This is a genomic window from Sphingomonas sanguinis (assembly GCF_019297835.1).
GTDB lineage: Bacteria > Pseudomonadota > Alphaproteobacteria > Sphingomonadales > Sphingomonadaceae > Sphingomonas > Sphingomonas sanguinis_D.
Map to the genome: position 1 here is coordinate 2,167,850 of NZ_CP079203.1, position 24,297 is coordinate 2,192,146.

20 protein-coding genes are annotated in these 24,297 nt (G+C 67.7%); 16 read left to right on the forward strand and 4 right to left on the reverse strand.

Annotated elements, in window-relative coordinates; translation table 11 throughout:
- Positions 1 to 173: 173 nt before the first annotated feature.
- The 16 genes from KV697_RS10030 to KV697_RS10105 all read left to right on the forward strand — a co-directional run bounded on the left by KV697_RS10030 (position 174) and on the right by KV697_RS10105 (position 17,198).
- A complete protein-coding gene (locus KV697_RS10030; RefSeq protein ID WP_219018059.1) occupies positions 174 to 2,705 on the forward strand; it encodes a PAS domain-containing protein in 2,532 nt (843 codons plus the stop codon).
- A gap of 169 nt (positions 2,706 to 2,874) precedes the next feature.
- Complete coding sequence (locus KV697_RS10035; protein ID WP_219018060.1) at positions 2,875 to 4,527, forward strand: MFS transporter; 1,653 nt, start codon at positions 2,875 to 2,877, stop codon at positions 4,525 to 4,527.
- Positions 4,524 to 5,696, forward strand: coding sequence for an HlyD family secretion protein (locus KV697_RS10040; protein WP_219018061.1), 1,173 nt, complete (start codon positions 4,524 to 4,526; stop codon positions 5,694 to 5,696). Before KV697_RS10035 ends, KV697_RS10040 begins: the two co-directional genes overlap by 4 nt.
- Entirely contained in the window at positions 5,693 to 7,081 is a 1,389-nt protein-coding gene (locus KV697_RS10045; protein ID WP_219018062.1) for an efflux transporter outer membrane subunit, read from the forward strand. Before KV697_RS10040 ends, KV697_RS10045 begins: the two co-directional genes overlap by 4 nt.
- 131 nt (positions 7,082 to 7,212) lie before the next feature.
- Positions 7,213 to 7,638: an organic hydroperoxide resistance protein gene (locus KV697_RS10050; RefSeq protein WP_219018063.1), complete on the forward strand. Its 426-nt coding sequence runs from the start codon at positions 7,213 to 7,215 to the stop codon at positions 7,636 to 7,638.
- 75 nt (positions 7,639 to 7,713) lie between these two features.
- Positions 7,714 to 8,217 (forward strand): lactoylglutathione lyase, encoded by a 504-nt coding sequence (gene gloA, locus KV697_RS10055; protein WP_219018064.1) that lies wholly within the window; start codon positions 7,714 to 7,716, stop codon positions 8,215 to 8,217.
- Between the two features lie 175 nt (positions 8,218 to 8,392).
- Positions 8,393 to 9,838, forward strand: a complete 1,446-nt coding sequence (locus tag KV697_RS10060; protein ID WP_219018065.1) for a methyl-accepting chemotaxis protein — start codon at positions 8,393 to 8,395, stop codon at positions 9,836 to 9,838.
- Between the two features lie 87 nt (positions 9,839 to 9,925).
- Complete coding sequence (locus KV697_RS10065; RefSeq protein ID WP_257575245.1) at positions 9,926 to 10,231, forward strand: STAS domain-containing protein; 306 nt, start codon at positions 9,926 to 9,928, stop codon at positions 10,229 to 10,231.
- A gap of 13 nt (positions 10,232 to 10,244) precedes the next feature.
- Positions 10,245 to 12,503, forward strand: coding sequence for a chemotaxis protein CheA (locus tag KV697_RS10070; protein ID WP_219018066.1), 2,259 nt, complete (start codon positions 10,245 to 10,247; stop codon positions 12,501 to 12,503).
- A complete protein-coding gene (locus KV697_RS10075; RefSeq protein ID WP_219018067.1) occupies positions 12,500 to 13,369 on the forward strand; it encodes a CheR family methyltransferase in 870 nt (289 codons plus the stop codon). The genes KV697_RS10070 and KV697_RS10075 overlap by 4 nt, the downstream gene beginning before the upstream one ends.
- The gene (locus tag KV697_RS10080) at positions 13,369 to 14,385 is read left to right on the forward strand and encodes a protein-glutamate methylesterase/protein-glutamine glutaminase (RefSeq protein WP_219018068.1); all 1,017 of its coding nucleotides are present in this window, start codon (positions 13,369 to 13,371) and stop codon (positions 14,383 to 14,385) included. Before KV697_RS10075 ends, KV697_RS10080 begins: the two co-directional genes overlap by 1 nt.
- A gap of 8 nt (positions 14,386 to 14,393) precedes the next feature.
- Positions 14,394 to 14,987, forward strand: coding sequence for a chemotaxis protein CheD (locus KV697_RS10085; RefSeq protein ID WP_219018069.1), 594 nt, complete (start codon positions 14,394 to 14,396; stop codon positions 14,985 to 14,987).
- Between the two features lie 32 nt (positions 14,988 to 15,019).
- A complete protein-coding gene (locus KV697_RS10090; RefSeq protein WP_219018070.1) occupies positions 15,020 to 15,397 on the forward strand; it encodes a response regulator in 378 nt (125 codons plus the stop codon).
- A gap of 25 nt (positions 15,398 to 15,422) precedes the next feature.
- Positions 15,423 to 15,866: a chemotaxis protein CheW gene (locus KV697_RS10095; protein WP_042485432.1), complete on the forward strand. Its 444-nt coding sequence runs from the start codon at positions 15,423 to 15,425 to the stop codon at positions 15,864 to 15,866.
- Positions 15,867 to 15,915: 49 nt separating this feature from the next.
- The gene (locus KV697_RS10100) at positions 15,916 to 16,920 is read left to right on the forward strand and encodes a chemotaxis protein CheB (protein WP_219018071.1); all 1,005 of its coding nucleotides are present in this window, start codon (positions 15,916 to 15,918) and stop codon (positions 16,918 to 16,920) included.
- Positions 16,917 to 17,198 carry a hypothetical protein gene (locus tag KV697_RS10105; protein WP_219021342.1) on the forward strand — a complete coding sequence of 94 codons (282 nt, stop codon included), beginning with the start codon at positions 16,917 to 16,919 and terminating at the stop codon, positions 17,196 to 17,198. Before KV697_RS10100 ends, KV697_RS10105 begins: the two co-directional genes overlap by 4 nt.
- A gap of 24 nt (positions 17,199 to 17,222) precedes the next feature.
- On the opposite strand, the gene KV697_RS10110 is transcribed toward KV697_RS10105, so the two are convergent.
- The 4 genes from KV697_RS10110 to KV697_RS10125 form a co-directional block, all read right to left on the reverse strand.
- Positions 17,223 to 17,726 (reverse strand): hypothetical protein, encoded by a 504-nt coding sequence (locus KV697_RS10110; RefSeq protein WP_219018072.1) that lies wholly within the window; start codon positions 17,724 to 17,726, stop codon positions 17,223 to 17,225.
- 206 nt (positions 17,727 to 17,932) lie between these two features.
- Entirely contained in the window at positions 17,933 to 20,794 is a 2,862-nt protein-coding gene (locus KV697_RS10115) for a TonB-dependent receptor (RefSeq protein ID WP_219018073.1), read from the reverse strand.
- A 315-nt stretch (positions 20,795 to 21,109) separates the two neighbouring features.
- Positions 21,110 to 21,922, reverse strand: coding sequence for a ferredoxin--NADP reductase (locus KV697_RS10120; protein ID WP_219018074.1), 813 nt, complete (start codon positions 21,920 to 21,922; stop codon positions 21,110 to 21,112).
- Between the two features lie 86 nt (positions 21,923 to 22,008).
- Positions 22,009 to 24,264 (reverse strand): TonB-dependent siderophore receptor, encoded by a 2,256-nt coding sequence (locus KV697_RS10125; protein WP_219018075.1) that lies wholly within the window; start codon positions 24,262 to 24,264, stop codon positions 22,009 to 22,011.
- Positions 24,265 to 24,297 lie beyond the last annotated feature (33 nt).

Genomic DNA, 24,297 nt, shown 5'->3' on the forward strand with positions numbered 1-24,297 from the left:
GCTGCCATGACGACCGATCGTCATAATGCCGGGGCGGCTGCGCCAAGTCGAAAGGCGCGTGCCGGACATTTGCATCCATCCAGAGCAAGATACCGCCCTCCCCCTCTATTCCTGCCGATAAAGCAACGCTACAGCGGCAAGTGCGCCGGGTTTCGAGGGGAGACGAACCGAGCATGACCGCGACTGCCCACGACCCTGCCGACCTCCCTGCCGGTTTCGCCGCTGTACTGGCGCGCGCCGGCGAGATGGGTCGGCTGATCGCGGGGCATGACTGGGCCGCGACGCCGCTGGGACCGATTTCGGCATGGCCGCAGAGCCGGTTGACCGCGATCGCCATCGCGCTCGCCTCCTCCATCCCGATCGCCACCATCTGGGGGGCGGAGGGCATCCTGATCTACAATGCGGGCTATGCCGAATTTTCGGGCGACCGGCATCCGGCGATGCTCGGCGCGCCGCTGGTCGGGGTCTGGCCGGAAGCGGCGGCCTTCAACGCGCAGGTCATCGCCGAGGGGCTGGCAGGCCGTACGCTCGCCTACCGCGACCAGGCGATGATGCTGGATCGCCAGGGCAGGCCCGAGCAGCATTGGCTGGACCTCGATTATATCCCCATCGCCGACGAGAGCGGTCGCCCGTCGGGGATCATGGCCACCGTGATCGACAGCAGCGCACGAATGCGCGACCGACAGGATCGCGAGATCGCCTTGTCCGCCGCCCGCGAGAGCGAGGCGCGGTTCCGCAACCTCGCCGATCATGCGCCGATCGTCATCTGGGTCACCGATACCGACGGCCATTGCACCTATATCAACCGCGCCTGGCAGGTGCAGACCGGTCAGGACGTCGCGCAGGGCCTGCGTTTCGGCTGGGTCGACATGGTCCATCCCGACGACCGCCAGCCCGCGCAACAGGCGTTCCAGGCCGCCATGGCCGAACCACGTGCCTTCCAGACCGAATATCGCCTGGCCCAGGTGCAGGGCGGCTATCACTGGGTCATGGCCACCGCCGTTCCGCGCTTCGACGATGATGGTGCCTTTCTGGGCATGATCGGGTCGGTCGTGGACATCGACGAGCGCCGCCGGGCCGAGGCGACGCTGCGCGACGTCAATGCGGTGCTGGAGCGCCGGGTGATGGAGGCGCTGGCCGAGCGCAAGCTGTTCGCCGACATCATCGATTCGACCGGCACGATGGTCCAGGTGCTGGGGTTCGATCACCGCTATCTGGCGATCAACCGCGCCGCCGCCGAGGATTTCGAGCGCATCTTCGGCGTCCGCCCGCAGATCGGCCAGCACAAGGCCGAGGCGATGGCCCAGCGACCGGAAATCCTGTCGGTGATGCGCGATTACTGGACCCGTGCGCTGGCGGGCGAGGAATTCTCGGTCATCCAGGCGCTGGATCATGGCGATGGCGAGCGGCGGCATTACGAACTGCGCTTCAGTCCGCTGGTCTCCGCCGAGGGTACGCCGATCGGCGCCTATCAGTTCGCGACCGATGTCTCCGAACGGCTGGCGCAGCAGGAGCGGCTGCACGACATGGAGGCGCAGTTGCGCCAAAGCCAGAAGATGGAGGCGGTGGGCCAGCTGACCGGCGGCATCGCGCATGATTTCAACAACCTGCTACAGGTCGTGGTCGGCAATCTGGAGATGCTCGACCGCCTTCTGCCGATCGACGAGCATCTGCGGGCGCGCCGTGCCGCCACCAACGCGATGACCGGCGCGCGGCGTGCAGCGACGCTCACCCAGCGGCTGCTCGCCTTTTCGCGGCGGCAACCGCTGGCGCCGCAATCGGTCGACGCGCGACGGCTGGTTGACGGCCTGTCGGACCTGCTGACCCGGACGCTGGGCGAGCAGGTCAGCCTGACGGTCGCATCCGCCCCCGATCTGTGGGTGACGGAGGCCGATCCCAACCAACTGGAAAGCGCGATCCTGAACCTGGCGGTCAATGCGCGCGACGCGATGCCGCATGGCGGCACCCTGTCGATCACGATGCGCAACGCGACGCTGGACGGGCTGGCCACGATGGCGGCGGGGCCGGTCCCCTACCCTACCGATCCGGGCGATTATGTCGCCATCGACGTCAGCGACACCGGCACCGGCATGGACCGCGCGACGCTGGGCCGGGTGTTCGAGCCGTTCTTCACCACCAAGGAGGTCGGCAAGGGCACCGGCCTGGGCCTGTCGATGGTATATGGCTTCGCCAAACAGTCGGGCGGGCAGGTGCAGATCGAATCGCGCCCCGGCGAAGGCACCTGCGTCACGCTGTTCCTGCCCCGCTTCCGGGGACAGGCGACCACGCCCATCGAGCCGCCCCAGCCCGCCGCGCATCCCATGCGCGGGTCGGAGACGATCCTGGTGGTCGAGGATGATGCCGATGTCCGCACCTATTCGACCGAGGCGTTGCGCGAGCTGGGTTACGACGTGATCGAGGCGGAGGACGGCGCTTCGGCGCTGGCGCTGCTCGATGCGCCGGAGGCGTCGCGGATCGCGCTGCTATTTTCCGACGTGGTGCTGCCCGGCGGGATGACGGGAGCCGACCTGGCCTCGGCCGCGCGGTCGCTTCACCCCGCGCTGAAAGTGCTGTTCACCACCGGCTATGCCCGCGACGTGATCGTCCATGGCGGGCGGCTGGACGCCGGGGTCGCGCTGATTACCAAGCCGTTCGACTTCGCCGACCTGGCGGCACGGATCAGGGCGATGCTGGACGGCCAATAAGCCAGGCCGGGGCGTGAAGGCGGATGGCCGCCCGTCAAACCATCGGCGTCAAACGACCCCGCAACACCTTAAAAATCCCCCATTCTTTCGAGCCGATGACGGTGCGCTTTCCCGGACGCACCCGAGTCGGCGGGTTGCGCGTTCAGCGCGACGGGACGAAAGGACAGGGATGGCATCGCGGTTTCGGCAATTCTGGAGCGAGGAGGAATGGTCCTTCGCTCCCCATGAGCGGCCGACCATCCCCGGCTCGCCCGGCAATTTCGATCACCCCAACCGGCGGCGCATCGCTTACGGCGTGATCGCGGTGCTGATCGGGCTGACCGGCGGGCTGGGCAACGCGCTGGTCCAGGTGAATACCGTGCAGTTGCAGGGCGCACTGGGGCTGGACCCGACCGAGATCGCGTGGCTGCCCATCGCCTATGTGATGACCAACGCGTCGATCAATCTGCTGCTCATCAAGTTCCGCCAGCAATTCGGCCTGCGGCCCTTCGCGCTGCTATTCTCGGGCCTCTATACGATCCTGGCCTTCGCCCATCTGTTCGTGCGCGATTTCGCCACCGCCATCGCGGTGCGCGGGGCCAGCGGCATGGCGGCGGCGGCGCTGTCGTCGCTGGGCCTCTATTACATGATGCAGGCGCTGCCCGCGAAATGGCGGTTGAAGGCGATCGTGCTGGGCATCGGCGTGCCGCAATGCGCGACACCGCTGGCGCGGCTATTCTCGCCCGAACTGCTCGCCATGTCGCAGTGGCGCACGCTGTATCTATTCGAGTTCGGGCTGGCGGCGATCAGCCTGGCCTCGATCATCGCGCTGCGCCTGCCGCCGACCCAGAAGCTCAAGGCGTTCGAGCCGCTCGATTTCCTGACCTTCGTGCTTTACGCGCCCGCCATCGGCCTGTTCTGCGCCGTGCTGGGCCAGGGGCGGCTGGTCTGGTGGACGCAGGCCGCGTGGATCGGCTGGGCGCTGGTCGTCGCCATCCCGCTCCTGGCGCTCGCCCTGTGGATCGAGCATCACCGGGCCAATCCGCTGCTCAACACACGCTGGCTGGGCTCGATCGACATCGTGCGCTTCGCCATCGTCACGCTGATGGCGCGCATCGTGTTTTCCGAACAGAATTTCGGCGCGGTCGGCCTTTTGACCGCGCTGGGCCAGAATAACGATCAGTTCGGTACGCTCTTCGCCATCGCCTTTATCGCCTCGGTCGCAGGTGTCATCATGAGCGCGGTGACGCTGAACCCGACCAAGCTGACCCATCCGGTCATGTATGCGATCGGACTGGTCGCCATCGCCGCCTATGCCGACAGCTTCTCGACCAACCTGACCCGCGCGCCCGAGCTGTACGCGACGCAAGCCGTGATCGCCTTTTCGACCACCTTCTTCCTCGGCCCGTCGCTGTTGTTCGGCATGACCCGCGCGCTGCAACAGGGGGCCGGACACGTCATCAGCTTCATCGCGCTGTTCGGGATGCTCAATTCGGTGGGCAGTCTGGGCGGCACCGCCCTGCTCGGCACCTATCAGGTGGTCCGCGAAAAGACGCACAGCGCCGCCATCGTCCAGAATATCGACCCCACCGACCCGCAAGTGACGCAACGTATCGCGGCGGGCGGCGCGCGGGTGTCGGGCGTGGTCGGCGACCCGACGCTCGCCCGGGCGGAGGGCGCCGCATTGCTGTCGCAGGCCGCCACGCGCGAGGCGAATATCCGCGCCTATAACGACGTCTTCCGGCTGGTCGCCGCACTGGCGGCCGCCGTTACCCTTTTCCTCGCGCTGCTGACCTGGCGGCGTGCGCGCCGCGCCCGTGCGGCGGCCAAGGTGCAGTCATGACCGACACACGATCGCCCGTCTCCCCCACCCCGATGACCGAGCAGGCCGCCGCCGAAGCGGGGGTGCCGCCACCGACACCCACCCCCGTGCCGCCGCCCGCGCCCGCGTCGGGCTGGCGACCGCCCTCGGGCGGATGGCGGTCGCGCGCGCTGATCGCGCTGCTGGTCATCGGCGGTATTGCGGCGGTGCTCGCGGCGTGGCGGCTGCCGCCCTTTTCCAGCGATCGCCAGTCGACCGACAACGCCTATGTCCGCGGCCGGACGACGGTGATCGCGCCGCAGGTCAGCGGTTACGTCACCGCCGTGCTGGTCAAGGATTTCGAGACGGTACGCGCCGGTCAGCCGCTGGTGCGGATCGACGACCGCATCTATCGCCAGCGCGTCGACCAGGCGACCGCGCAGGTTGCGGCGCAGGCGGCCACGCTCGCCAACAGCCGCCAGGCTCAGGCCTCGCGCACCGCCAGCCTCGCCGCGCAGGATGCCGGCGTCGCCAATGCCGAGGCGCAGCTGATGCGCGCCCAGGCCGATATGGCGCGGGTCAACGACCTCGTGACCGACGGCTCGGTCAGTTTACGCGAACGCGACCAGACGCTTGCCGCGCTCCGCCAAGCCCAGGCGCAACTGCGTCAGGCCAAGGCGGCGCGGGAGATCGCCCAGCAGGATGTGCGCACCGTCCAGGTCGGACGCGGCGGGCAGCAGGCGGGCGTGTCGGGCGCGGAGGCCGCACGGCGGCTGGCGCAGATCGACCTCGCCAACACCGTCGTCCGCGCGCCCGAGGATGGTCGCCTGTCCGAAGTCGGCGTCCGGCTGGGCCAATATGTCACGGCAGGATCGCAGCTGATGTTCCTGGTGCCGCCCGAAACCTGGGTCATCGCCAATTTCAAGGAAGCCCAGACTGCGCGCATGGCGGTGGGTCAGCCCGCCAGCTTCACCGTCGACGGCCTGAGCAATGCCCGGCTGAAGGGCCATGTCGAGCGAATCTCGCCCGCCGCCGGGTCCGAATTCGCGGTGCTGAAGTCCGACAACGCCACCGGCAACTTCACCAAGGTGCCGCAGCGTATCGCGGTGCGGATTCGCGTCGATGCGGGCCAACCTTTGGCCGCCCGCCTGCGCCCCGGCATGTCGGTACAGGCCAGCGTCGACACGACCGGCGGGCCGAAGGTGCGATGAGACACGCCGCCCTACCCCTCGCCGCCGCGCTGCTGCTCGCCGGGTGCATCGGGCCGCGTCCTGCCGCGCCCACTGCCAGCGCCGTCGTGCCGCCGCCCGCCTGGCGCACCGCACTGGGACCGGGCAGTCCGATCGCGGGTGATTGGTGGCAGGCGTTCGGCGATCCGCAGCTGACCGCGCTCGTCACCCGTGCGCTAGCCGACAATCCCGATCTGGGCAGCGCGGCGGCGCGGATCGAGGAGGCACGCGCGCAGGAACGGCTGGCACGTGCGCAGCGGTCCCCCAACGTCACGGCGGGCCTGCCGCTGTCGGAGGGGCGCACCGTCAGCGCCTTCGGCACCGGGCTGGACCAGTTCGGCGCGCAGCCGCTGGTACAGGCGAGTTACGACTTCGACCTGTTCGGACGGCTGCGCAACGCCCAGGCGGCGGCGCGCGCGCAATTGCTGGCGACCGAGGCGGCGCGCGACACCGTCCGCCTCGCGCTCGCCGCCGGGGTGGCGAGCGGATATGTCTCGTTGCGCGCTCTCGACCACCGGCTGCACATCGCCGAGGAGACGCTGGCCGCGCGCGCCGACGCGCTGCGCATCGCCCGGCGACGGGCCACCACGGGCTATACCTCCAACCTCGAACTGCGACAGGCCGAGGGCGAGTATCGCGCGACCGAGCAACTGGTCGCCGCCGCCCGGCTGGCCGTCACCCGGCAGGAAAACGCGCTCAGCGTGTTGATCGGCGGCGCGCCCGGCCCGATCCCGCGCGGCCTGTCCATCGATCGGCTGATCCGTCCCGCCATTCCCGACGGCCTGCCCGCCGACCTGCTGCGCCGCCGCCCCGACCTGTTCCAGGCCGAACAGGCGCTGGTCGCCGCCGACCGCTCGCTCGACAGCGCGCGCGCGGCGATGCTACCCAGCCTGGGGCTGACCGGCTCGGCGGGCGTCGCGCTGTCCAATGCGCTGAACAATCCGATCACCTTGTTCTCGATCGGCGGCAGCGTGCTGGCCCCGATCTTCGACGCAGGGCGGTTGCGGGCGCAGGCCGATGCCAGCGCGGCGCGACGGGATCAGGCGGCCTTCGCCTATCGCCGCACCGCGCTGACCGCCTTTCGCGAGGTGGACGACAGCCTGGCCTCGGTCCGGCGCTCGGGTGAGCAGGCGGTGGCGCTAGCCGGGCAGCGGGCGGCACAGGCGGATGCGCTGCGGATCGCCTCCAACCGCTACCGCGCGGGCTACTCCTCCTATCTCGAACAGCTCGATGCGCAGCGCGGGCTGCTGAACGCGGAACTGGCGCTGGCCGAGGCGCAGGCCAGTCAGCTGACCGCCTATATCACCCTGTATCAGGCGATGGGCGGCGGCTGGTCGCCCGACGCCATTCAGGCGACGGCACGATAGATCGCGGATTCGGGGAGGATCGCCGCAATCGCTTTCACTGTCCGCAACGGTCAATGGAACGGGAAGGCGGGGTTGCGCGCTGACGCCCCCGAACCGACACTGCCAACCGAATGAGCAATGGGAGATCCGCTATGAGCGTAAATGTGATCTACAAGACCAAGGCGACGGCGACCGGCGGTCGCGACGGCGCGGCGCGTTCGGACGACGGCTCGGTCGACGTCAAGCTGGTCGTCCCCAAGGAAATGGGCGGTCCGGGCGGCGACGGCGCCAACCCGGAAAAGCTGTTCGCGGCGGGCTATTCGGCCTGTTTCCTGGGCGCGATGAAGGCGGTTTCCGGCAAGGAAGGTGTGAAGGTGCCGCCGGATGCCACCGTCACCGCCGAGGTCGGCTTCGGCCCGCGTGAGGAAGGCGGCTATGGCATCACCGTCGACCTGCTCGTGAACCTGCCCGGCGTCGACCGCGCGGACGGCGAAAAGCTGATGCACGCCGCGCATCAGGTCTGCCCCTATTCCAACGCGACCCGCAACAATGTGGATGTCGGTCTGACGCTCGCCTGAGCCGTCCCGCTTCACGCAATCCGAGGCCCTTCGTCCCCAGCGGCGGAGGGCCTTGCCGTTTCCAAGGACCCGATGATGACGACCCGCCCCGCCGGAACCGAGAGCTTCGCGCTCAACCAGACGATGCTGCGCATCCGCGATCCCAAGCCGTCGCTTGCCTTCTACCAGGACGTGCTGGGCATGACCCTGCTCCAGAAGCTGGACTTCGAGGAGATGCGCTTCTCGCTCTACTTCCTCGCCTATCTGCACGAAGGCGAGACGATCCCACAAGACCCCGCCGAGCGCGCCCGCTTCATCTTCAATCGCGAGACGACGCTAGAGCTCACCCATAATTGGGGCACCGAGTCGGACACCGACTTTAAAGGTTATCACGACGGCAACAGTGATCCGAGAGGCTTTGGCCATATCGGCATCAGTGTCGACGATGTCGCCGCCGCCTGTGCACGATTCGAATCTCTTGGCGTGACTTTCAAAAAGCGGCCTCAGGACGGCAAGATGAAGGACATCGCCTTCATCACCGACCCGGACGGCTATTGGATAGAAATCCTGTCCGCCAATGGCATGGCCACAAATCTTTAATCCAGATCAATAACTCACCAAAATTCCTACTGCCATGTGACGGAATTGAAACGGGATATTTACCGTTCCTGCCCATTATGGTCACACACGCCGGAGGAATTGGTGACCGCCCGCATCCTCCGCCGCGCCAAGCGAGTGCTCCCGCTCGCCCAATGGTTTTGGAGGGTATGCCGCTATGTTGTCCTGGTTTGCCAAGACGGCCCCGATCCGCCTGAAATTCGATGTGCTGACCGCCCTTTACGGGGCGATCGGCACGGTCGGGCTGACGGCGACGGTGGCCGCCCAGGGCAGTTTTTCCTTCTCGCTGCCCGTCATCGTGGCGGCGGGTGTGCTGGTCTTCTCGCTGGTCGCGATGCGCGTCGCCCGCAAGCTGATCTGCGATCCTTATGTCGGCAGCGTCATAGCGATGGAGCATCTGGCTGCCGGCGATGTCGAGCGCGAGATCCTCTATGACGATTATCGCGACTGCATCGGCCGTATGGCCCGGGCGATGCACGTCTTCCGCCGCAACGCCGCCGAGGTGAAGAAGGCGGGCGAGGCGCAACAGATCGTCGTGACCTCGCTGGGCCGGGGGCTCAGCGAGCTGGCCGACGGCAACCTCACCGTGACCATTCCCACGCCCTTCCCCGCCGAATATGAAAAGCTGCGCCACGACTTCAACCGCGCGATGGAGTCGATGGGCCAGGCCATGAGCGCCGTCACCGTCGCCACCCACGGCATCAATGCGGGCGCCAGCGACATCCGCCAGGCTTCCGACGACCTGTCGCAGCGCACCGAGCAGCAGGCCGCCAGCCTGGAGGAAACCGCCGCCGCGATGGACGAGATCACCTCGACCGTCCGCCAGACCGCCGAGGGTGCCAATCGCGCCAATCGCGCCGTCGCCGATGCCCGGATCGAGGCGCAGCAATCGGGCGAGGTCGTCCGCCGCGCGGTCGACGCCATGGCCGGAATCGAACGCGCGTCGAGCGAAATCTCCGAGATTATCAGCGTCATCGACGGCATCGCCTTCCAGACCAATCTCCTCGCACTCAACGCGGGCGTCGAAGCGGCGCGTGCCGGTGACGCGGGCAAGGGCTTCGCGGTCGTCGCCTCCGAAGTCCGCGCGCTGGCGCAGCGGTCGGCTGACGCCGCCAAGGACGTGAAGTCGCGAATCCTCGCCAGTTCCGAACAGGTCGAATCGGGCGTCAGCCTGGTCAGCGAGACGGGCAAGGCGCTGGAGCGCATCATCGGCCAGATCGCCGAGATCAGCACGCTGGTCGAAAACATCGCCAGCTCGGCCGAGCGGCAATCGACCGGGCTTCAGGAGGTCAACACCGCCGTGTCCGCGATGGACGGCGTGACCCAGCAGAATGCCGCGATGGTCGAACAGGCCACCGCCGCCGCCCGCTCGCTGGCGATCGAAGCCGATGGCCTGGCCCGCGAAATCGCGCGCTTCCGAGTCGCGAATCAGCCGGGCCACGCCCCCGCACCCGTCCAGCCGGTCCACCAGATGCAGCAGCGCGTCGCCGCCGCCGGGCGCCGCATCGTCCAGAGCGCGCGCCCCGCCGCCCCGGCGCCGGTGCCCCAGTCGACGGGCAATGCCGCACTGGCGGTCAGCGACGACGACTGGACCGAATTCTGATCGTCCTTTCCCCGGCGCGGGCGGGTGCCCGGCCGGGGCCAAGCGTAAAAATCGGTTAACCCACGCTTTCTTAACGACCTTCGCGCCATGCTGCGCGACGAAACCCGCGACTGGAGTCTCGCCGTGACCGCTCTGTCCCTTGCCCCCGTGCTCGACACCGCCGCCGCCGTCCCGCTGCGTCAGGCGCTGCTCGACCTGATCGCGTCGGGCGACCCGATCACGCTCGACGGGTCGCAGGTGGCGCAGGCGGGCCAGGCCTGCCTCCAGGTGCTGGCCAGCGCGCAGGCGATGGCCGCGTCGATCCCGACCGATTTCGAACTGAACAGCCCATCCGAGCCGCTGGCTTCGATGATCGCGCTGGCGGGGCTCGACAGCCTCGTCGCCGAAGCCTGAAAGGCCTGACCCGATGAACCTCGACGAGATTCAGCAGATTTTCTTCCAGGAATGCGAGGAAGGTCTCGGCGCGCTCGAAACCGCCTTCGCCGACCTGAAGCGCGATCGCCACGATGACGAGACGATCAACACGGTCTTCCGGTCGGTCCACTCGATCAAGGGCGGCGCGGGCGCGTTCGGGCATGAGCGGCTCCAGCACTTCTCGCACCATTACGAAACGGTGCTCGACCTGGTTCGCAACGGCACGCTGCCGCTCAGCGAGCCGCTGATCGACCTGATCGTCGCGGCGTTCGATACGCTCGCCGACCATGTCGCCGCCGCGCGCGGCGAGGGCGGGACGCCCGCCGACCAGGCGATGCTCGACCGCCTCGACGCCGCCGCCAAGGGCGAGATCGGTGGCGCCGCCGCCGAGCCGGCCCCCGTGGCCGAGGTCGAAGTCGCGGCTGCCGCGCCGACTTCCGACGTGGCCGCCGCCGCACTCGACGATTTCGACGCGCTGTTCGCGATGCTCGAAGACCCCGCGCCCGCTGCCGAGCCTGAAGGTCCGGCCGAGTGGATCGTTACCGTCCACCCTGGTCCGCGCGCCTTCGATCACGGGGCCGAGCCGATGCTGGCGCTGCGCGAATTGTCGCGCATGGGCGGCCGCACCCTGTCGGCCGACCTGTCCGAACTGCCGCAGCTCGACGGACTGGATGCCGAGCGCGCCTATATCGGCGTGACCATGGCGATGCCGGGCACGCTGGACGAGGACGACATTCGCGCGGTCTTCGACTTTGCCGATCCGCAATGCCGCCTGACCGTCACGCGCGCCGAAGCCGCGCTGGCCGTTGCCGAGCCGGACATGGCGGTCGAACCCGCCGCCGCCGAACCGACCGCGGACATCATCCCGCTGCCGGTTGCGCAGGCCGAACCGGCGCCCGCCCCGGCCCCCGCGCCTGCGCCAGCTCCGGTGGTCGCCGCTGCGCCGCCGCCGGTCGCCGCGCCTGCGCCTGCGCCCGCGCCCGCTCCGGCCGCCGCCCCCGCACCGGTCGTCTCGGTGGTCGAGGCGGCGAACAGTCCGCGCGTCGCCGCCGCCGCCGCGCAGACGATCCGCGTCGATCTCGACAAGCTGGACCGGCTGGTCAATCTGGTCGGCGAGCTGGTCATCACCCAGGCGATGCTGGCGCAGCGCCTGTCCGAAAACGAAATGGGCTCGATCCCCGAGCTGTCCGACCTCGATCACCTGACGCGCGAGCTTCAGGATTCGACCATGGCGATCCGCGCGCAGCCGATGAAGACCGTCTTCAGCCGCGTGCCGCGTATCATCCGCGAGCTGGAGGTCGAGACCGGCAAGCGTGTCCGCCTGGAAGTCGAGGGCGAGATGACCGAGGTCGACAAGACCGTGGTCGAGCGCATCGGCGAACCGCTGACCCATCTGATCCGCAACGCCGTCGACCATGGCCTGGAAACCCCCGCCGATCGCAAGGCGGCGGGCAAGGACGGCGAGGGCGTCGTGACGCTGTCGGCCGCGCATCAGTCGGGCCGGATCGTCATCACCGTCGCCGATGACGGGCGCGGTATCGACCGGGCGCGCGTCAAGGCCAAGGCGATCGAGCGCGGCATCATCGCCCCCGATGCGCAGCTGTCCGAGGAAGAGATCGACAATCTGATCTTCGCCCCCGGCTTCTCGACCGCCGCCGTCGTCTCCAACATCTCGGGCCGCGGCGTCGGCATGGACGTGGTGCGCAAAAACATCCAGGCGCTGGGCGGCCGCATCGGCATCCAGTCCGAACTCGGCAAGGGGTCCAGCTTCTCGCTTAGCCTGCCGCTGACGCTCGCCGTGCTCGACGGCATGATCGTCACGGTGGGCGACCAGACCTTCGTCATTCCGCTGACCCATATCGTCGAAAGCCTGCGTCCGGGCATCGACGAGGTGCATGTCGTGGGCGGCCAGTCGCCGCTGCTCGACGTGCGCGGCACCTATGTCCCCGTCCACCGCGTCGGCGAGCAGCTGGGCGTGACCGGCGCGATCGCCAAGCCCGAAAATGCCGTGCTGATCGTGGTCGAAAGCGACCAGGGCCAGGCGGTGCTGATGGTCGACTCGATCCAGGACCAGCGCCAGGTCGTCGTGAAGAGCCTGGAGGCGAACTACCGCGCCATCCACGGGCTGGCCGGTGCGACCATTCTGGGCGACGGCCGGGTCGCGCTCATTCTCGACGTGGACGCGCTGATCGGCCGCTGGCGCCGTGACGGGCGTGGGCCCAGCGCCTTCATCGAGGACATGGCCGCGTGAACGCGATCGCCGCCCTGGCCTCGCGCGAGCCGCAGCGGGAAATGGAGTTCGCCTTCTCGGCGTCCGACCACCGCGCGATCGCCGACATCATCTACGCCGAATCGGGCATCCTGTTGCCCGAGACCAAGGCGAAGCTGATCTATGGGCGGCTGGCCCGGCGGTTGCGCGCCTGCGGCCTCAGCAACTTTCCCGATTATCTGGCGCTGATCCAGAACGATCCGGCCGAGCGCGCCCGCGCGGTCGACTCGCTGACCACCAACCACACCTCCTTCTTCCGCGAAAATCATCATTTCGAGCATTTCCACGACCAGCTCTGGCCCGGCTTCTCGCAGCGTCTGGCGAGCGGCGGGCGGGTGCGGATCTGGTCGGCCGCCTGTTCCAGCGGCGAGGAACCCTATTCGCTGATGATGACGATCGCGGGCCAGGACACTCGCGCCGCCGAGAAGCTGGGAAACCAGGATTTCAAGATTCTCGCGACCGACCTGTCGCCCAGCGTGATCGCGACCGCCCGTGCGGGCCGCTATCCGCTGGACACCACCCGCGCCATGCCCGCCGCGATGCGATCGACCTGGTGTCGCCGCGTCGGCGACATGGACGAACTGCTCCCCGCGCTGCGCAATCCAATTGCGTTTCGTGAACTCAACCTGCTTCGCAACTGGCCTATGCGGCGGCCCTTCGATGTCATCTTCTGCCGCAACGTCATGATTTACTTCGACGAACCGACCAAGGCCCAATTGCTCGCCCGCTTTGCCGACCAGCTGGTCGACGGCGGCATCCTTTATATTGGTCATGCCGAGCGCATCCCGCCGGAAGTATCGGCGCGCTTTCACTGCATCGGTCGCACCGCTTTCCAGAAAGTATCCTGATGGCCGTCCGTACCCTGATTGTCGACGATTCCCCCACTATGCGCGCGCTGATCGCGGGCATGCTGAGTCGCGACCCCGATATCGAAGTGGTCGGCGCCGCCAACGGCCCGCACCAGGCGCGTGAGATGATCAAGGCGCTCGATCCCGATGTCATCACCCTCGACGTCGAGATGCCCGACATGAACGGCCTCGACTTCCTCGAGCGCGTCATGCGGCTGCGCCCGATGCCGGTCGTCATGCTCTCGACGCTGACCCAGGCGGGCGCGGACACCACGATCCGCGCGCTGGAACTGGGCGCGGTCGAATGTTGCGCCAAGCCCGCGACCAACTGCGTCGATCCGCGCATCGCCGAAAGCGTCAAGGCCGCCGCCAGCAGCCGTCGCATCCGGGTGCGCGACATGGCGCCCGCCGCGCCTGCGCCGATGGCCGATTTCAAGCCGATCCCCGGCTCGCTGATCGCGATCGGCGCGTCGACCGGCGGCGTCGAGGCGCTGATCCAGGTGCTCAGCGGCTTTCCGGCGAACTGTCCGCCGACCGTCATCGTCCAGCATATGCCCGCAACCTTCACGACCAGCTTCGCTGCGCGGCTCGACCGGCTGTCCAAGCCGACCGTGGCGGAGGCGCGTCACGGCCAGCCGCTGCTGCCCGGCCATGTCTATCTGGCACCCGGCGGCACCCATCATATGGAAGTCGGCGGCGTCGACGGCCAGTATCGCGCCCGCCTGATCCCCGACGATCCGATGAGCGGTCATCGCCCCTCGGTTGACCGCATGTTCCACAGCGTCGCCAAGACCGTGGGGGCCAAGGCGGTGGGCGCGATCCTGACCGGCATGGGCCGCGACGGCGCCGACGGCCTGCTCGCCATGCGCGGCAAGGGCTGCATGACCATCGGCCAGGACCGAGACAGCTGCGTCGTCTATGGGATGCCCGGCGTCGCGCAGGAGATCGGTGCGGTGACCAAGCAATTGACGCTGACGCGAATCGCGCCCGCGCTGATCGACCGGTGCCGGGCGTGATCCCCGCCATGGCCAGCTCCCTCCCCCCGCCGCCGCCGCCCTTCACCCGGCTTGCGCGGGGTGACGGCCTTCGCCGAATCAACATCATCCAGGGTGAGACGCGAGTCAGCCAGGACAAGGATGTCGTGCTGACCACCGTGCTGGGCAGCTGCATTTCGGCGTGCCTGTACGATCCGATAGCCGGAATCGGCGGATTGAATCACTTTTTGCTCGCCGAACCGGGCGTCGCGGAAACCGATCCTAAATCCATGCAGCGCTATGGTGTGTATGCGATGGAAGTTCTGATCAACGCGATGATGGCCCTCGGGGCGCAGCGGCACAGCCTGAAAGCCAGGCTGTTCGGCGGCGCGATGATGCGCGACGGGTTTCGCGACATCGGCTCGGCCAATGCGCAGTTCGCGCGCCGCTTCCTGGCGGACGAGCGGATCGCGCTGGTCGGCGAGGATGTCGGCGGCATGAGCGCCCGCCGGGTCGAGTTCCGGCCCGCGCTGGGCCTGGCCCGCTGCCGCCACGTCACCGACACCGCACTCCCGACGCCGCGTGTTGCCCGCCCGGCTCCGCCACCGCCACCCGCCGCCACCGGCGACGTGGAGTTTTTCTAATGTCTCTCGACCCTTACCCGAAAGGCCAGTTCGTGTCCCAACTCATCATGACCGTGGACGATTCGCCCAGCATGAGAATGCTTCTGCGCGCCGCGCTCACCGATATGGGATATCGGGTGCTGGAGGCCGAGGATGGCGTTCATGCCCTCGATACGCTGGACGGGGTGACGGCCGACACCGTGCCCGATCTGGTCATCACCGACATCAACATGCCCCGCATGGATGGTTTCGGCCTGATCGAGGCGCTGCGTCGCCAGCCCGACCGCCGCAACCTGCCCATTCTGGTGCTGACCACCGAAAGCTCCGACGAGAAGAAGGCGCGGGCGCGCGAAGCGGGCGCGACCGGGTGGATCGTCAAGCCGTTCAACCCCGAAAAGCTCGCCGCGGCCATCCGCCGCGTGCTGCACTGATCCCCTTTTCCCGAGGAAACCGACCATGTCGCGTCAGCTCATCACGTTCCAGCTCGGCGACCAGATCCTGGGCGTCGACATCATGGCCATCCGCGAAATCCGCGCCTGGTCGCCCGCGACCCCGCTGCCCAACGTGCCCGCCCATGTGCGCGGCGTCGTGAACCTGCGCGGCGTGGTCCTGCCGGTGCTCGACCTGCGCCACCGGCTGGGCTGGGGCGTGACCGATCCGAGCGCGCGCCATGTCATCATCGTGGTGCGGATCGGCGAGCAGCTTCAGGGCCTGATCGTCGATGCGGTCAACGACATCGTGACCATTCCGCCCGAAGCGATGCAGCCGCTGCCCGACATGGGTGACGCGACGGCCGCGCATTATCTTGAAGGGCTGGCCACCATCGAACAGCGGCTGATCCTGATCCTGGCGCTTGATCGCCTGACGGATAGCGTGACATTGACGGCCGAAGCCGCATAATCCCGGTTTTTCAAGACGTAACGGCGTTTCCGTTGGAAGGTATTGAGTAATGGCGGACGTTAAGGTTCTGGTCGTGGACGACTCGCTGACGATGCGGGTCCTCATCTCGGGCGCGCTCGAACGCATCAAGGGCGTCCAGGTGGTGGGTGCCGCCGACGGCGCGGCCGAAGCGCGCAAGATGGTCGACCAGTATCGCCCCGAGGTGATGACGCTCGACGTCGAAATGCCCGGCATGAGCGGCCTGGAATATCTGGCCGAGATCATGGAAGAGCGGCCGATGCCGGTCATCATGTTCTCGACCCGGACGGCCGCTGGCGCCGCCGAGTCGGTCGAGGCGCTGCGCCTCGGCGCGATCGACTGTTTCCCCAAGCCCAAGGTCGCGGTCCAGTCCGAGCTGGACGCCATCATCGGCAAGCTGGGCAAGCGCATCAAGTCGGCGCGCAACGCCGACCTGAAGCGCGGCAAGGCGGCCAAGGGGCGCAAGGGTCCGGTCGCCGACATCAACTGGAACGGCCGCCTGCTGGCGATCGGCGCGGATGCCGCCAACACCCAGGCGCTGTTCGACCTGTTCCAGAACTTCCCCGCCAACTGCCCGCCGACCCTGGTCGTGCAGCAGATGTCGCCGGGCCTGCTAACCCCGATGATCGAGCAGTTGCGCGAGCAGATCGCGCCCAAGGTCGTCGAGGCGACCGACGGCATGAAGGTCGAACAGGGCACCATCTATTTCGCTCCGCAGGGCGAGACGCACATGGTCGTCGACACCTGGCCGAACGGCACGTTGCGCCTGCTCGCACGCGAGCCGGTGGCGGGCGAGCGGCCGTCCATCTCGCTGCTCTTCGCGTCGGTGGCCAAGGCGGCAGGTAGCAACGGCCTGGGCGTGCTGCTGGCGCTGGACGACGAGGACGGCTCGGCGGGTCTGCGCGCGATGCTGGCGGGCGGCGCCTATGCCATCGGTCGCGAAGGCACCGACTTCACGCTGAACAAGGGCGCGGTGTCGCAGCCGATCGCGGGCGATACGATCTTCGCCAATATCGTGAAGCTGTGCAGCAAATGAGCGCCTCGGGCACGGACCCGGTCCTGGCCCGGGCACTGGCGGACGAGCTGGTCGACCTGACCCGCTCGCTCGCCGACCTGGCCTATGAGCTGGGCAGCGATCCCGAGACGCTGCGCCGCCATATGGTCAGCATCCAGGCGGTCGACCGGATCACCCAGTCGCAGCTGGCGATCGCCGACATCCTGCGGTCCGACGCGCCGGTCGCGGCGCGGATCGACGGGGTGACGCTGGAGACGCTGGCCGACCGGCTGCGCACCCGAATGGCGAAAGCGGCCTGAGCCTCCTGCCCCTTTAACCCACCGTCACGCGACGGTTTTCGGAGCGGCGCCCACCCGTGCCGTCATCCGCTCGACCAGCGGACGCAGGCCCTCCAGCCATTGCCGGACCGAGGCGCGCGTCTCCTCGCTCAGGCTGAGCAGCGCCAGCCGACGATCGGTCGGATGCGGCGTGCTGCGGAACATGCCCATCGACACCAGCATGTTGATCCAGCGGACGGCCGTGGTGCGCGGTACGCCCGACGCGCGGTAACAGGCACTGGTTTCCACGCTGCGCCCCGACTCTTCCTCCAGGAAGACGAACAACAGCATGTCGAAAGCCGGATCGGCGAACAGGTCCGCACTGAAAAAGCCCCCGATTCCCTCGCGCGCGGTGCGCAGGACGGCACCGATATCGGCCGCACTGATCCGCACGTCGGAATCGTGGCGGACCATGGACTCGACGGCGGCCAGTTCGTCGCGAATCCGGCGGAGGCGATCGTCGATCCCGTCCGACGACTCCTCACCCCGCCCATCATAGCGGTCGCTCATGACCTCTCCGCCTCGATCCATGCACCCCCCGCCATCGACGCCGGTCGCCACGATGTCCCCGAAGCTATTCCGGTTCCGCCGCAGCGCCGCAATTCCCGAAAACATGCGATGACAGGAAAATTAGACTAGGTTAACCAGAAACTTGTCTAAAATACCCGGAATTGATCCCGGTTCGGATGCACTTTCGCAAGCGGACCCGCGAGCTTTTAGAAGAACAGCTTGCGGATCGACAGACGCACGGTGCGGCCCAGCGGATCGAGATAGCCCGGCTGATAGCCGATCGGCACGGTGCCGTTGGCATCCGTCACGCGCTGGCGCTGGTTGAACAGATTGTCGAAGGACAGGCTGACCCGCGTGCCCCGCAGCCAGGGATGCGCCTTCAACAGGTCCAGCCGCTGCCCCAGATCGGCGAACAGGCGCAGATCGACCGTCGCCAGGCTGCCGAAGTCGAGCGCCTGTGGATTGGCGGGGGTGCCGCCATTGACCCGCGTCGCGCTTTGCCAGTTGCCCGACAGGCGCACGCCGATGCCGTTATTGGAATAGCCCGCCTGCGCCTCGACCTGATGGCGCGAGGTGCCGCCGCTCGATCCGATCGCATCGCCGCGCAGCAGGTCGAGGACCGGGCCGCCCTCCGCCACCGTCACCCGATCGGCAAAGGTCCAGGTGTGATAGAGCGCGAACTGGACACGCCCGCCGCCGCCACCGCGACCGCCGCCGAAGCCGCCGCCACGGAAGCCGCCCCCGCCCGGTCCACGGCCCTCACCGCCCGGTCCACCCGCGCCGGGTCCGCCGCGACCTTCGCCGCCAGGGCCGCCTGCACCCGGCCCACCGGGGCCACCCTGCCCTTCGCGACGCGGGCCTTCGCCGTCACCACCACGACGACCGGGAAAATTCAGCCCGGCAAAAGGATTGGGGCCGGTCCCGGCGCGAAACGCCTCCAGCTCCTTCTGGATCTTCGACTTGATCGGCTTGGAGAAGTTGAGGCCCCAGCGCAGCTGCGACCGCTCGGTCCCGGCGAAGTTGATTGGGCGCGAATCGACGCTCAGCAGATTGCCCGCCCGGTCGCGCGAGAAGCGCCCCGGAAACGCCGCCTCGATCGCGGCGGTCGGCGTCGGGAAGGACGCGATCGGATCGTCGGTGTCGATCCGGTAGTAGTTGGCGGTCAGGTTGATGTCGCGGTCGCGCCAGGGCTTCAGCGTCAGGCCCAGCTTCATGACATGGCGGTTGTCCGCGACCAGATTGGGGTTGCCGCCGGTGATCGCGGTGATCGTCGCGGTGGTGCCGCGCACATAGTCGAACAGGCGGACATTGGGCGTGGTGATCGACGGATTGCCCAGTTGCTGCGCGGTGGGCGCGTCCTCCTGATCGGTCCAGGAGGCGATGACCCGCACCCCCTCCAGCGGCGACCAGTTGGCGCCGTAACCGACCGTGGTCAGCGTGCCGAAGTCCGACAGATGGTCCGCCCCGACATTCAGGTTCAGCGACAGGTCGCCGATCGCGCCCAGCACCTGACGGTCGCGATTGGCGATCGGCAGGTCCAGATTGGCCTGGCCGTTGACGATGTCGCGCGAGACGTCGCCCTGCTGGAAAATGCCGAACCGGGTCGAGCTGCTGGAGAAATCGCTAGTCTGCCCGCCGACCTTGACGCTGGCCTGCACATCGCCCGCGGGCAGCGCGAAGACCCGGCCGTTGAGCAGCGCGTCGACCTGTCCGGCGGACGAGGTGGACCGGGCGAAGTTCCGTGCCGCCAGGCTCAATCCGTCGAGCGGACCGTAAGGATTGGCGGTCGGATCGCCCGCGTTCAGCCGCGCCTGCAGGCCCGTCACGTCCAGCCCGGTATCGGTCGCCACCCGGCTTTCGGCCCGGTCATAGGCACCCGTCACCGACCAGCGCCACTTGCCGAGGTCGCCGTTGAACACCGTGCCGAAATGCGCGGTCAGCCCGGTATTGTTCTGGACCAGCGGGCCGTAAGCATCGGTCAACCGGCTGATCGTCGCATTGGTCGTGAAGGGCGAATAGGGATTGCCCGCCGGCAGCACCAGATTGGCCGAGGGCAGGCCGTTCCAGCTGTTGCTCTGCGTCGTCTGCACCTCGGCATTGAACGAGGCGGACACCTTGTCGAAGATGTTGCGCGAATAGACGACATTGGCGTCCCATTGCCGCTGCGCCGATTGCAGCGTGCGATAGGGGGTGACGTCGGTGCTGGTCGCCGGGCTGCCCGCCAGTTGCGCCAGGCTGGGCGCGGCGGTCAGGCCGGCGGGCACGCCGACCACGCTGGGGCTGGTGCCGGTCAGTGCGACTAGGCCGGGATCCGCGGTGACGATATTGCCGCCCAGCGAGGCGTTGGAATTGGGCGCGATGATGCCGCGCTCCGCCTCGGTCAGGCGCGAGGTGTTGGAAAAATCGGTGTGGATGCTCAGCCGCTTGTCCTTGCGGATCTGCAGCCAGTCGAGCCTGCCCTGCTCCATCGCCGACCCGCCCTGCGTCGGGACCTTGCCCACAGCCTCAGCCGCCAGCGAGCGGAAGCGCGGACGCAGGACGAAGTTCACCACCTTCTGGTCGGCGCGATAGCCATATTTCAGCGCGACCTCTTCCGGGAAGATGTCGACGCGCAGGATCGCCTCGGTCGGCAGGTCGCGGATTTCCTGGAAGCCCGCGATGCGGCGTCCATTGAGCAGGATCACCGGCGAACCGCCGCGCCCGCTGGTCGTCTGCGGCGCGAGTTCGGTCAGCAGGTCGGAGACGCTCGACACGCCGTAGGAGCGGATATCGGCGGGGCTGAGCTGCTGGTCGGGCGGGATGTCGCCGATGACCTTGCCCGGCTCGCGGCGCGCGGTGACGACGACGTCGGGCTCGGCTTCTTCGCCTTCGTCCTCGGCCTCGGGCTGCGTCTGGGTGCGGGTCGGGCTGGTCGTCTGGCCCTGCGGCGTCGCGGTGGCGGGGGTGGCGGCCGTCGAGGGGGCCTGGGTCGCAGGAGCCTGCGGAATGGGCGCGGGCGCAGCCGTCACCTGCGCCTGTGCGATCGCCGGCATCGCGCTCGCCAGCATCAAACCCGCCCAAAGCCGCATGTCCGTCCCTTTTCCCTTATCCGAGGCTTGGGCGTTAGGACGCAAATGTCGCACAAATGTGCCGTGCGTGCCGACAAATGTCGCGGGGGGACATATAGCGGGCGCGGCTCCATTTGAGGTGTGTCGTGACACCAACGATAACCCGTTCCCCGGCGAAGGCCGGGGCCCAGTATCGACACCGTCGACGGGGCAGCAGACAAGGCGGGGGAGGCCATCGCGATACCGTCGCTCTCGCCTCCCCCGCCATGTTCCGCGCGCTTTCAGCCTTTCGGAAACTGGGCCCCGGCCTTCGCCGGGGAACAGAAGCGGCGGGATTTACCCAGCGAACGCCTTCTCGATCACGTACGCACCCGGCTGCGCGTTGGAGCCTTCGGGGAAGCCCATTTCCTCGAACTTGGCGCCCAGCGACTTGATCATCTCCATGCTGCCGCACATCATGATCCGGTCGGTTTCCGGGTTGAAGCCATGCGCGCTGGGGAGTCCTGCGAACAACCGTCCGTCCTCGATCAGCGCGTCGATGCGGCCCGTGGTGTGGAACGGCTCGCGCGTGACGGTCGGGACATAGTGGAACTTCTCCTGCGCGACGTCGCCGACCAGCGGATCCTCGGCCAGCTTGCCCGCCAGCTCGTCATGGAAGGCCAGGTCGCTGACCCGGCGCACCGAGTGGACGATGATGACCTCGTCGAACATGTCGTAGATGTCCGGGTCGCGCGCCACCGACAGGAACGGCGCCAGGCCGGTGCCGGTCGACAGCATGAACAGCCGCTTGCCGGGCAGCAGCGCGTCGGCGACCAGCGTGCCGGTCGGCTTGCGGCCCAGATAGATGTTATCGCCCGGCTGCACCTTTTGCAGCTTGCTGGTCAGCGGGCCGTCCTCGACCTTGATCGACAGGAAATCCAGCTTCTCATCATAGGACGGGCTGGCGACCGAATAGGCGCGGAGCAGCGGCTTGCCGTTGTCGCCCTGCAAGCCGATCATCACGAATTCGCCCGAGCGGAAACGGAAGCTGTCGGGGCGCGACACCGAGAACGAAAACAGATGCTCGTTCCAGTGATGGACGCTCTGGACCGTCTCGACGCTCAGCGCGGTGGTCGGGGTCAGTTCGGGCAGGGCAGTATCGGTCGACAAACCTCAAAACTCCTTTACGCCCCGGCCCCGCCGATCGGTCGGCGGGCGGGACGGACACGTCAAATGCGAATGAATCGAATGCGCCCTTACCAAGAATAGCGCAGGCTGCCTACAAAGGTCCGCGATGCCCCATAATAGCAGCCATTGTTGAAGAAACAGCTGGTGATGTGGCGCTTGTCGAACAGATTGGCGACATTGGCGGTGAAGCTCAGCCCCTCCATCGCCGGGCTGACCCGGCCGAGATCGTAACCCAGCATCAGGTCGGCCAGCCAGTAATCGGGCGACTGGAAGCGACGGACGACGGTACGGCCCGCCGCCACGGTCGTCGCGGTCCCGTCCGATTCGCCGACATAGCGCACCCCTGCCCCCAGGCTCAGGCCGCCAAGCGCGCTGCCGACACCCGCCTTGCCCAGATCATAGGACAGGAAGCTCGACGCGCTCCATTGCGGCACGCCCAAGGGCCGCGTGCCGGTGACGCCGCTCATCTGATCGCCGTTGCCGACCACCGGCGTGCCCTGCCGGACATAGGGGTCGTTATAGGTGGCGGCGACGACCACGTCGAAGCCGGGGGCGACCGTGCCACGTCCATCCAGCTCGATCCCGCGCACCGACACCTCGCCGATCTGCACCTGCGAATTGCTGGGGATATTGCCCGTGCCCGCGCGCGGATCGGCGACCGGCACGTTGCGGCGGCGCAGGTCGAAGGCGGACAGGGTGAACAAGGCGGTCGTGCCGCGCGGCTGATACTTCAGCCCCGCCTCGTACTGGCGCCCGGTGACGGGGATGAAATTGCTGCCGTCCCAGGTGCTGCCCGCCTGCGGCTCGAAGCTCTCGGAATAGCTGACGAAGGGCGAGAGGCCGATCTTGGTCTCGTACAGCGCGCCCAGCCGGGTGGTGAACGCCGTCTGGTTCAGCCGGGTGACGACGTTGGTGTTCAGATTCTGCGTCGTCTGGTTGTAGGTGTCCCAACGCCCGCTGGCGATCAGTTGCAGGCCGCCGATCGCGATCTGGTCCTGCAGATAGACGCCGACCTGATCGCGCTTGGTGTAATTGTGCGTCTGGGTGATCGGGAAGCTGGGCAGCGGCATGCCGTAAACCGGCGCGAACAGGCTGAGGTTCGGGATGTTGAACACCGGGTTGGCGTTCTGCCCGGTGAAGAATGCCTGGTAATTCTCGCCGCGATTATGCTGCCAGTCGACGCCGCCCAGGATGGTGTGCTTGACCGGGCCGGTGTCGAGCTTGCCGACCAGATGATTGTCGATCGTGAAGGTCTGGAACGCCTCGTCCGATCCGCCGCCGCCGCGCTGGAGCGTCGAGAGATCGCTATTCCCGCCGCGCGTGACATAGCCCGAGCCATAAATCTGCCGGTAATGCAGTCCGATTGCGAGATAGCGGGCGTTGGTGGTCCAGCTCAGCCGGTCGTTCAGGTCATGGCGGAACAGGATCGTCGCCGATTTCTGCGTCCGGTCGAACGCCTCGTAGGACGGTTCCGAGGTGTTGAAATCGACCGGCAGCACGCCGAACGGATTGGGGAGCGCCGAGCCATAGACGGGCACGCCGCTATACGACCCCGATTCCGGGTCGCGCTGATAGTTGAGGATCAACGTCACGCTGGTCGCCTTGTCGGGTGCGAAGGTCAGCATGGGGCGCGCATAATAGCGGCGATTGGCGGTGTTGCGGATGAAGCCGTCCGATTCCTCGGCGCCTGCGATCATCCGGAACAGCCAGCGGTCATTCTCATCGAGCGGCTGATTCACGTCGATGCTGGAGCGTAGCAGCGCATAATTGCCCGCCGCCAGCTCGATCCGCCCGCCCGGCCCCGCATAGGGCAGCTTGCTGGTCAGGTTGACGAGGCCGCCGGGCGTGCCCGAACCATAGGTGACGCCCGCCGGACCCTTCACCACATCGACCGATTCGACCAGATGGAAATCGATCTGCGGGCTGGCATAGACGCCGCCCATCAGCCGCATCCCGTCCATGAACATCCCCGGCGCAAAGCCGCGCAGGAACAACTGGTCGTAGCGGGTGGCGACATTGCCGCGCTGGTTGGGGGCGACACCCGCGACATAGCCCAGCGCCTGGTTGATCGACAGCGCGTTGCGCCGGGTCAGTTCCTCCTGGTCGATGACGGTGATGCTTTGCGCCGTCGCGATCAGCGGCACGTCGGTCTTGGTGCCCGAGGACGCGCTCTTCTTCTCGCGCTGCCCCTCGACCACGATGTCCTCGTTGCGCAGCCGCTGCTGGTCGTCGTCGAACAGGGTCATCGCATGGGCAGGAAGCGCGCCGCCCAGCATTCCCCCGGTGGCGCACGCTGCCAGCAGCGCTCCGCGAAGTGCGCGCATAAATTTACTCCCTGCTATTGATAGTGACTCTCA

What these genes read in the sequence shown, in the direction of transcription:
- KV697_RS10030 (WP_219018059.1), top strand. Translation starts at nt 174, where the DNA reads ATGACCGCGACTGCCCACGACCCTGCCGACCTCCCTGCCGGTTTCGCC.
- KV697_RS10035 (WP_219018060.1), top strand. Translation starts at nt 2,875, where the DNA reads ATGGCATCGCGGTTTCGGCAATTCTGGAGCGAGGAGGAATGGTCCTTC.
- KV697_RS10040 (WP_219018061.1), top strand. Translation starts at nt 4,524, where the DNA reads ATGACCGACACACGATCGCCCGTCTCCCCCACCCCGATGACCGAGCAG.
- KV697_RS10045 (WP_219018062.1), top strand. Translation starts at nt 5,693, where the DNA reads ATGAGACACGCCGCCCTACCCCTCGCCGCCGCGCTGCTGCTCGCCGGG.
- KV697_RS10050 (WP_219018063.1), top strand. Translation starts at nt 7,213, where the DNA reads ATGAGCGTAAATGTGATCTACAAGACCAAGGCGACGGCGACCGGCGGT.
- gloA (WP_219018064.1), top strand. Translation starts at nt 7,714, where the DNA reads ATGACGACCCGCCCCGCCGGAACCGAGAGCTTCGCGCTCAACCAGACG.
- KV697_RS10060 (WP_219018065.1), top strand. Translation starts at nt 8,393, where the DNA reads ATGTTGTCCTGGTTTGCCAAGACGGCCCCGATCCGCCTGAAATTCGAT.
- KV697_RS10065 (WP_257575245.1), top strand. Translation starts at nt 9,926, where the DNA reads ATGCTGCGCGACGAAACCCGCGACTGGAGTCTCGCCGTGACCGCTCTG.
- KV697_RS10070 (WP_219018066.1), top strand. Translation starts at nt 10,245, where the DNA reads ATGAACCTCGACGAGATTCAGCAGATTTTCTTCCAGGAATGCGAGGAA.
- KV697_RS10080 (WP_219018068.1), top strand. Translation starts at nt 13,369, where the DNA reads ATGGCCGTCCGTACCCTGATTGTCGACGATTCCCCCACTATGCGCGCG.
- KV697_RS10085 (WP_219018069.1), top strand. Translation starts at nt 14,394, where the DNA reads ATGGCCAGCTCCCTCCCCCCGCCGCCGCCGCCCTTCACCCGGCTTGCG.
- KV697_RS10095 (WP_042485432.1), top strand. Translation starts at nt 15,423, where the DNA reads ATGTCGCGTCAGCTCATCACGTTCCAGCTCGGCGACCAGATCCTGGGC.
- KV697_RS10100 (WP_219018071.1), top strand. Translation starts at nt 15,916, where the DNA reads ATGGCGGACGTTAAGGTTCTGGTCGTGGACGACTCGCTGACGATGCGG.
- KV697_RS10105 (WP_219021342.1), top strand. Translation starts at nt 16,917, where the DNA reads ATGAGCGCCTCGGGCACGGACCCGGTCCTGGCCCGGGCACTGGCGGAC.
- KV697_RS10110 (WP_219018072.1), bottom strand. Translation starts at nt 17,726, where the DNA reads ATGAGCGACCGCTATGATGGGCGGGGTGAGGAGTCGTCGGACGGGATC.
- KV697_RS10115 (WP_219018073.1), bottom strand. Translation starts at nt 20,794, where the DNA reads ATGCGGCTTTGGGCGGGTTTGATGCTGGCGAGCGCGATGCCGGCGATC.
- KV697_RS10125 (WP_219018075.1), bottom strand. Translation starts at nt 24,264, where the DNA reads ATGCGCGCACTTCGCGGAGCGCTGCTGGCAGCGTGCGCCACCGGGGGA.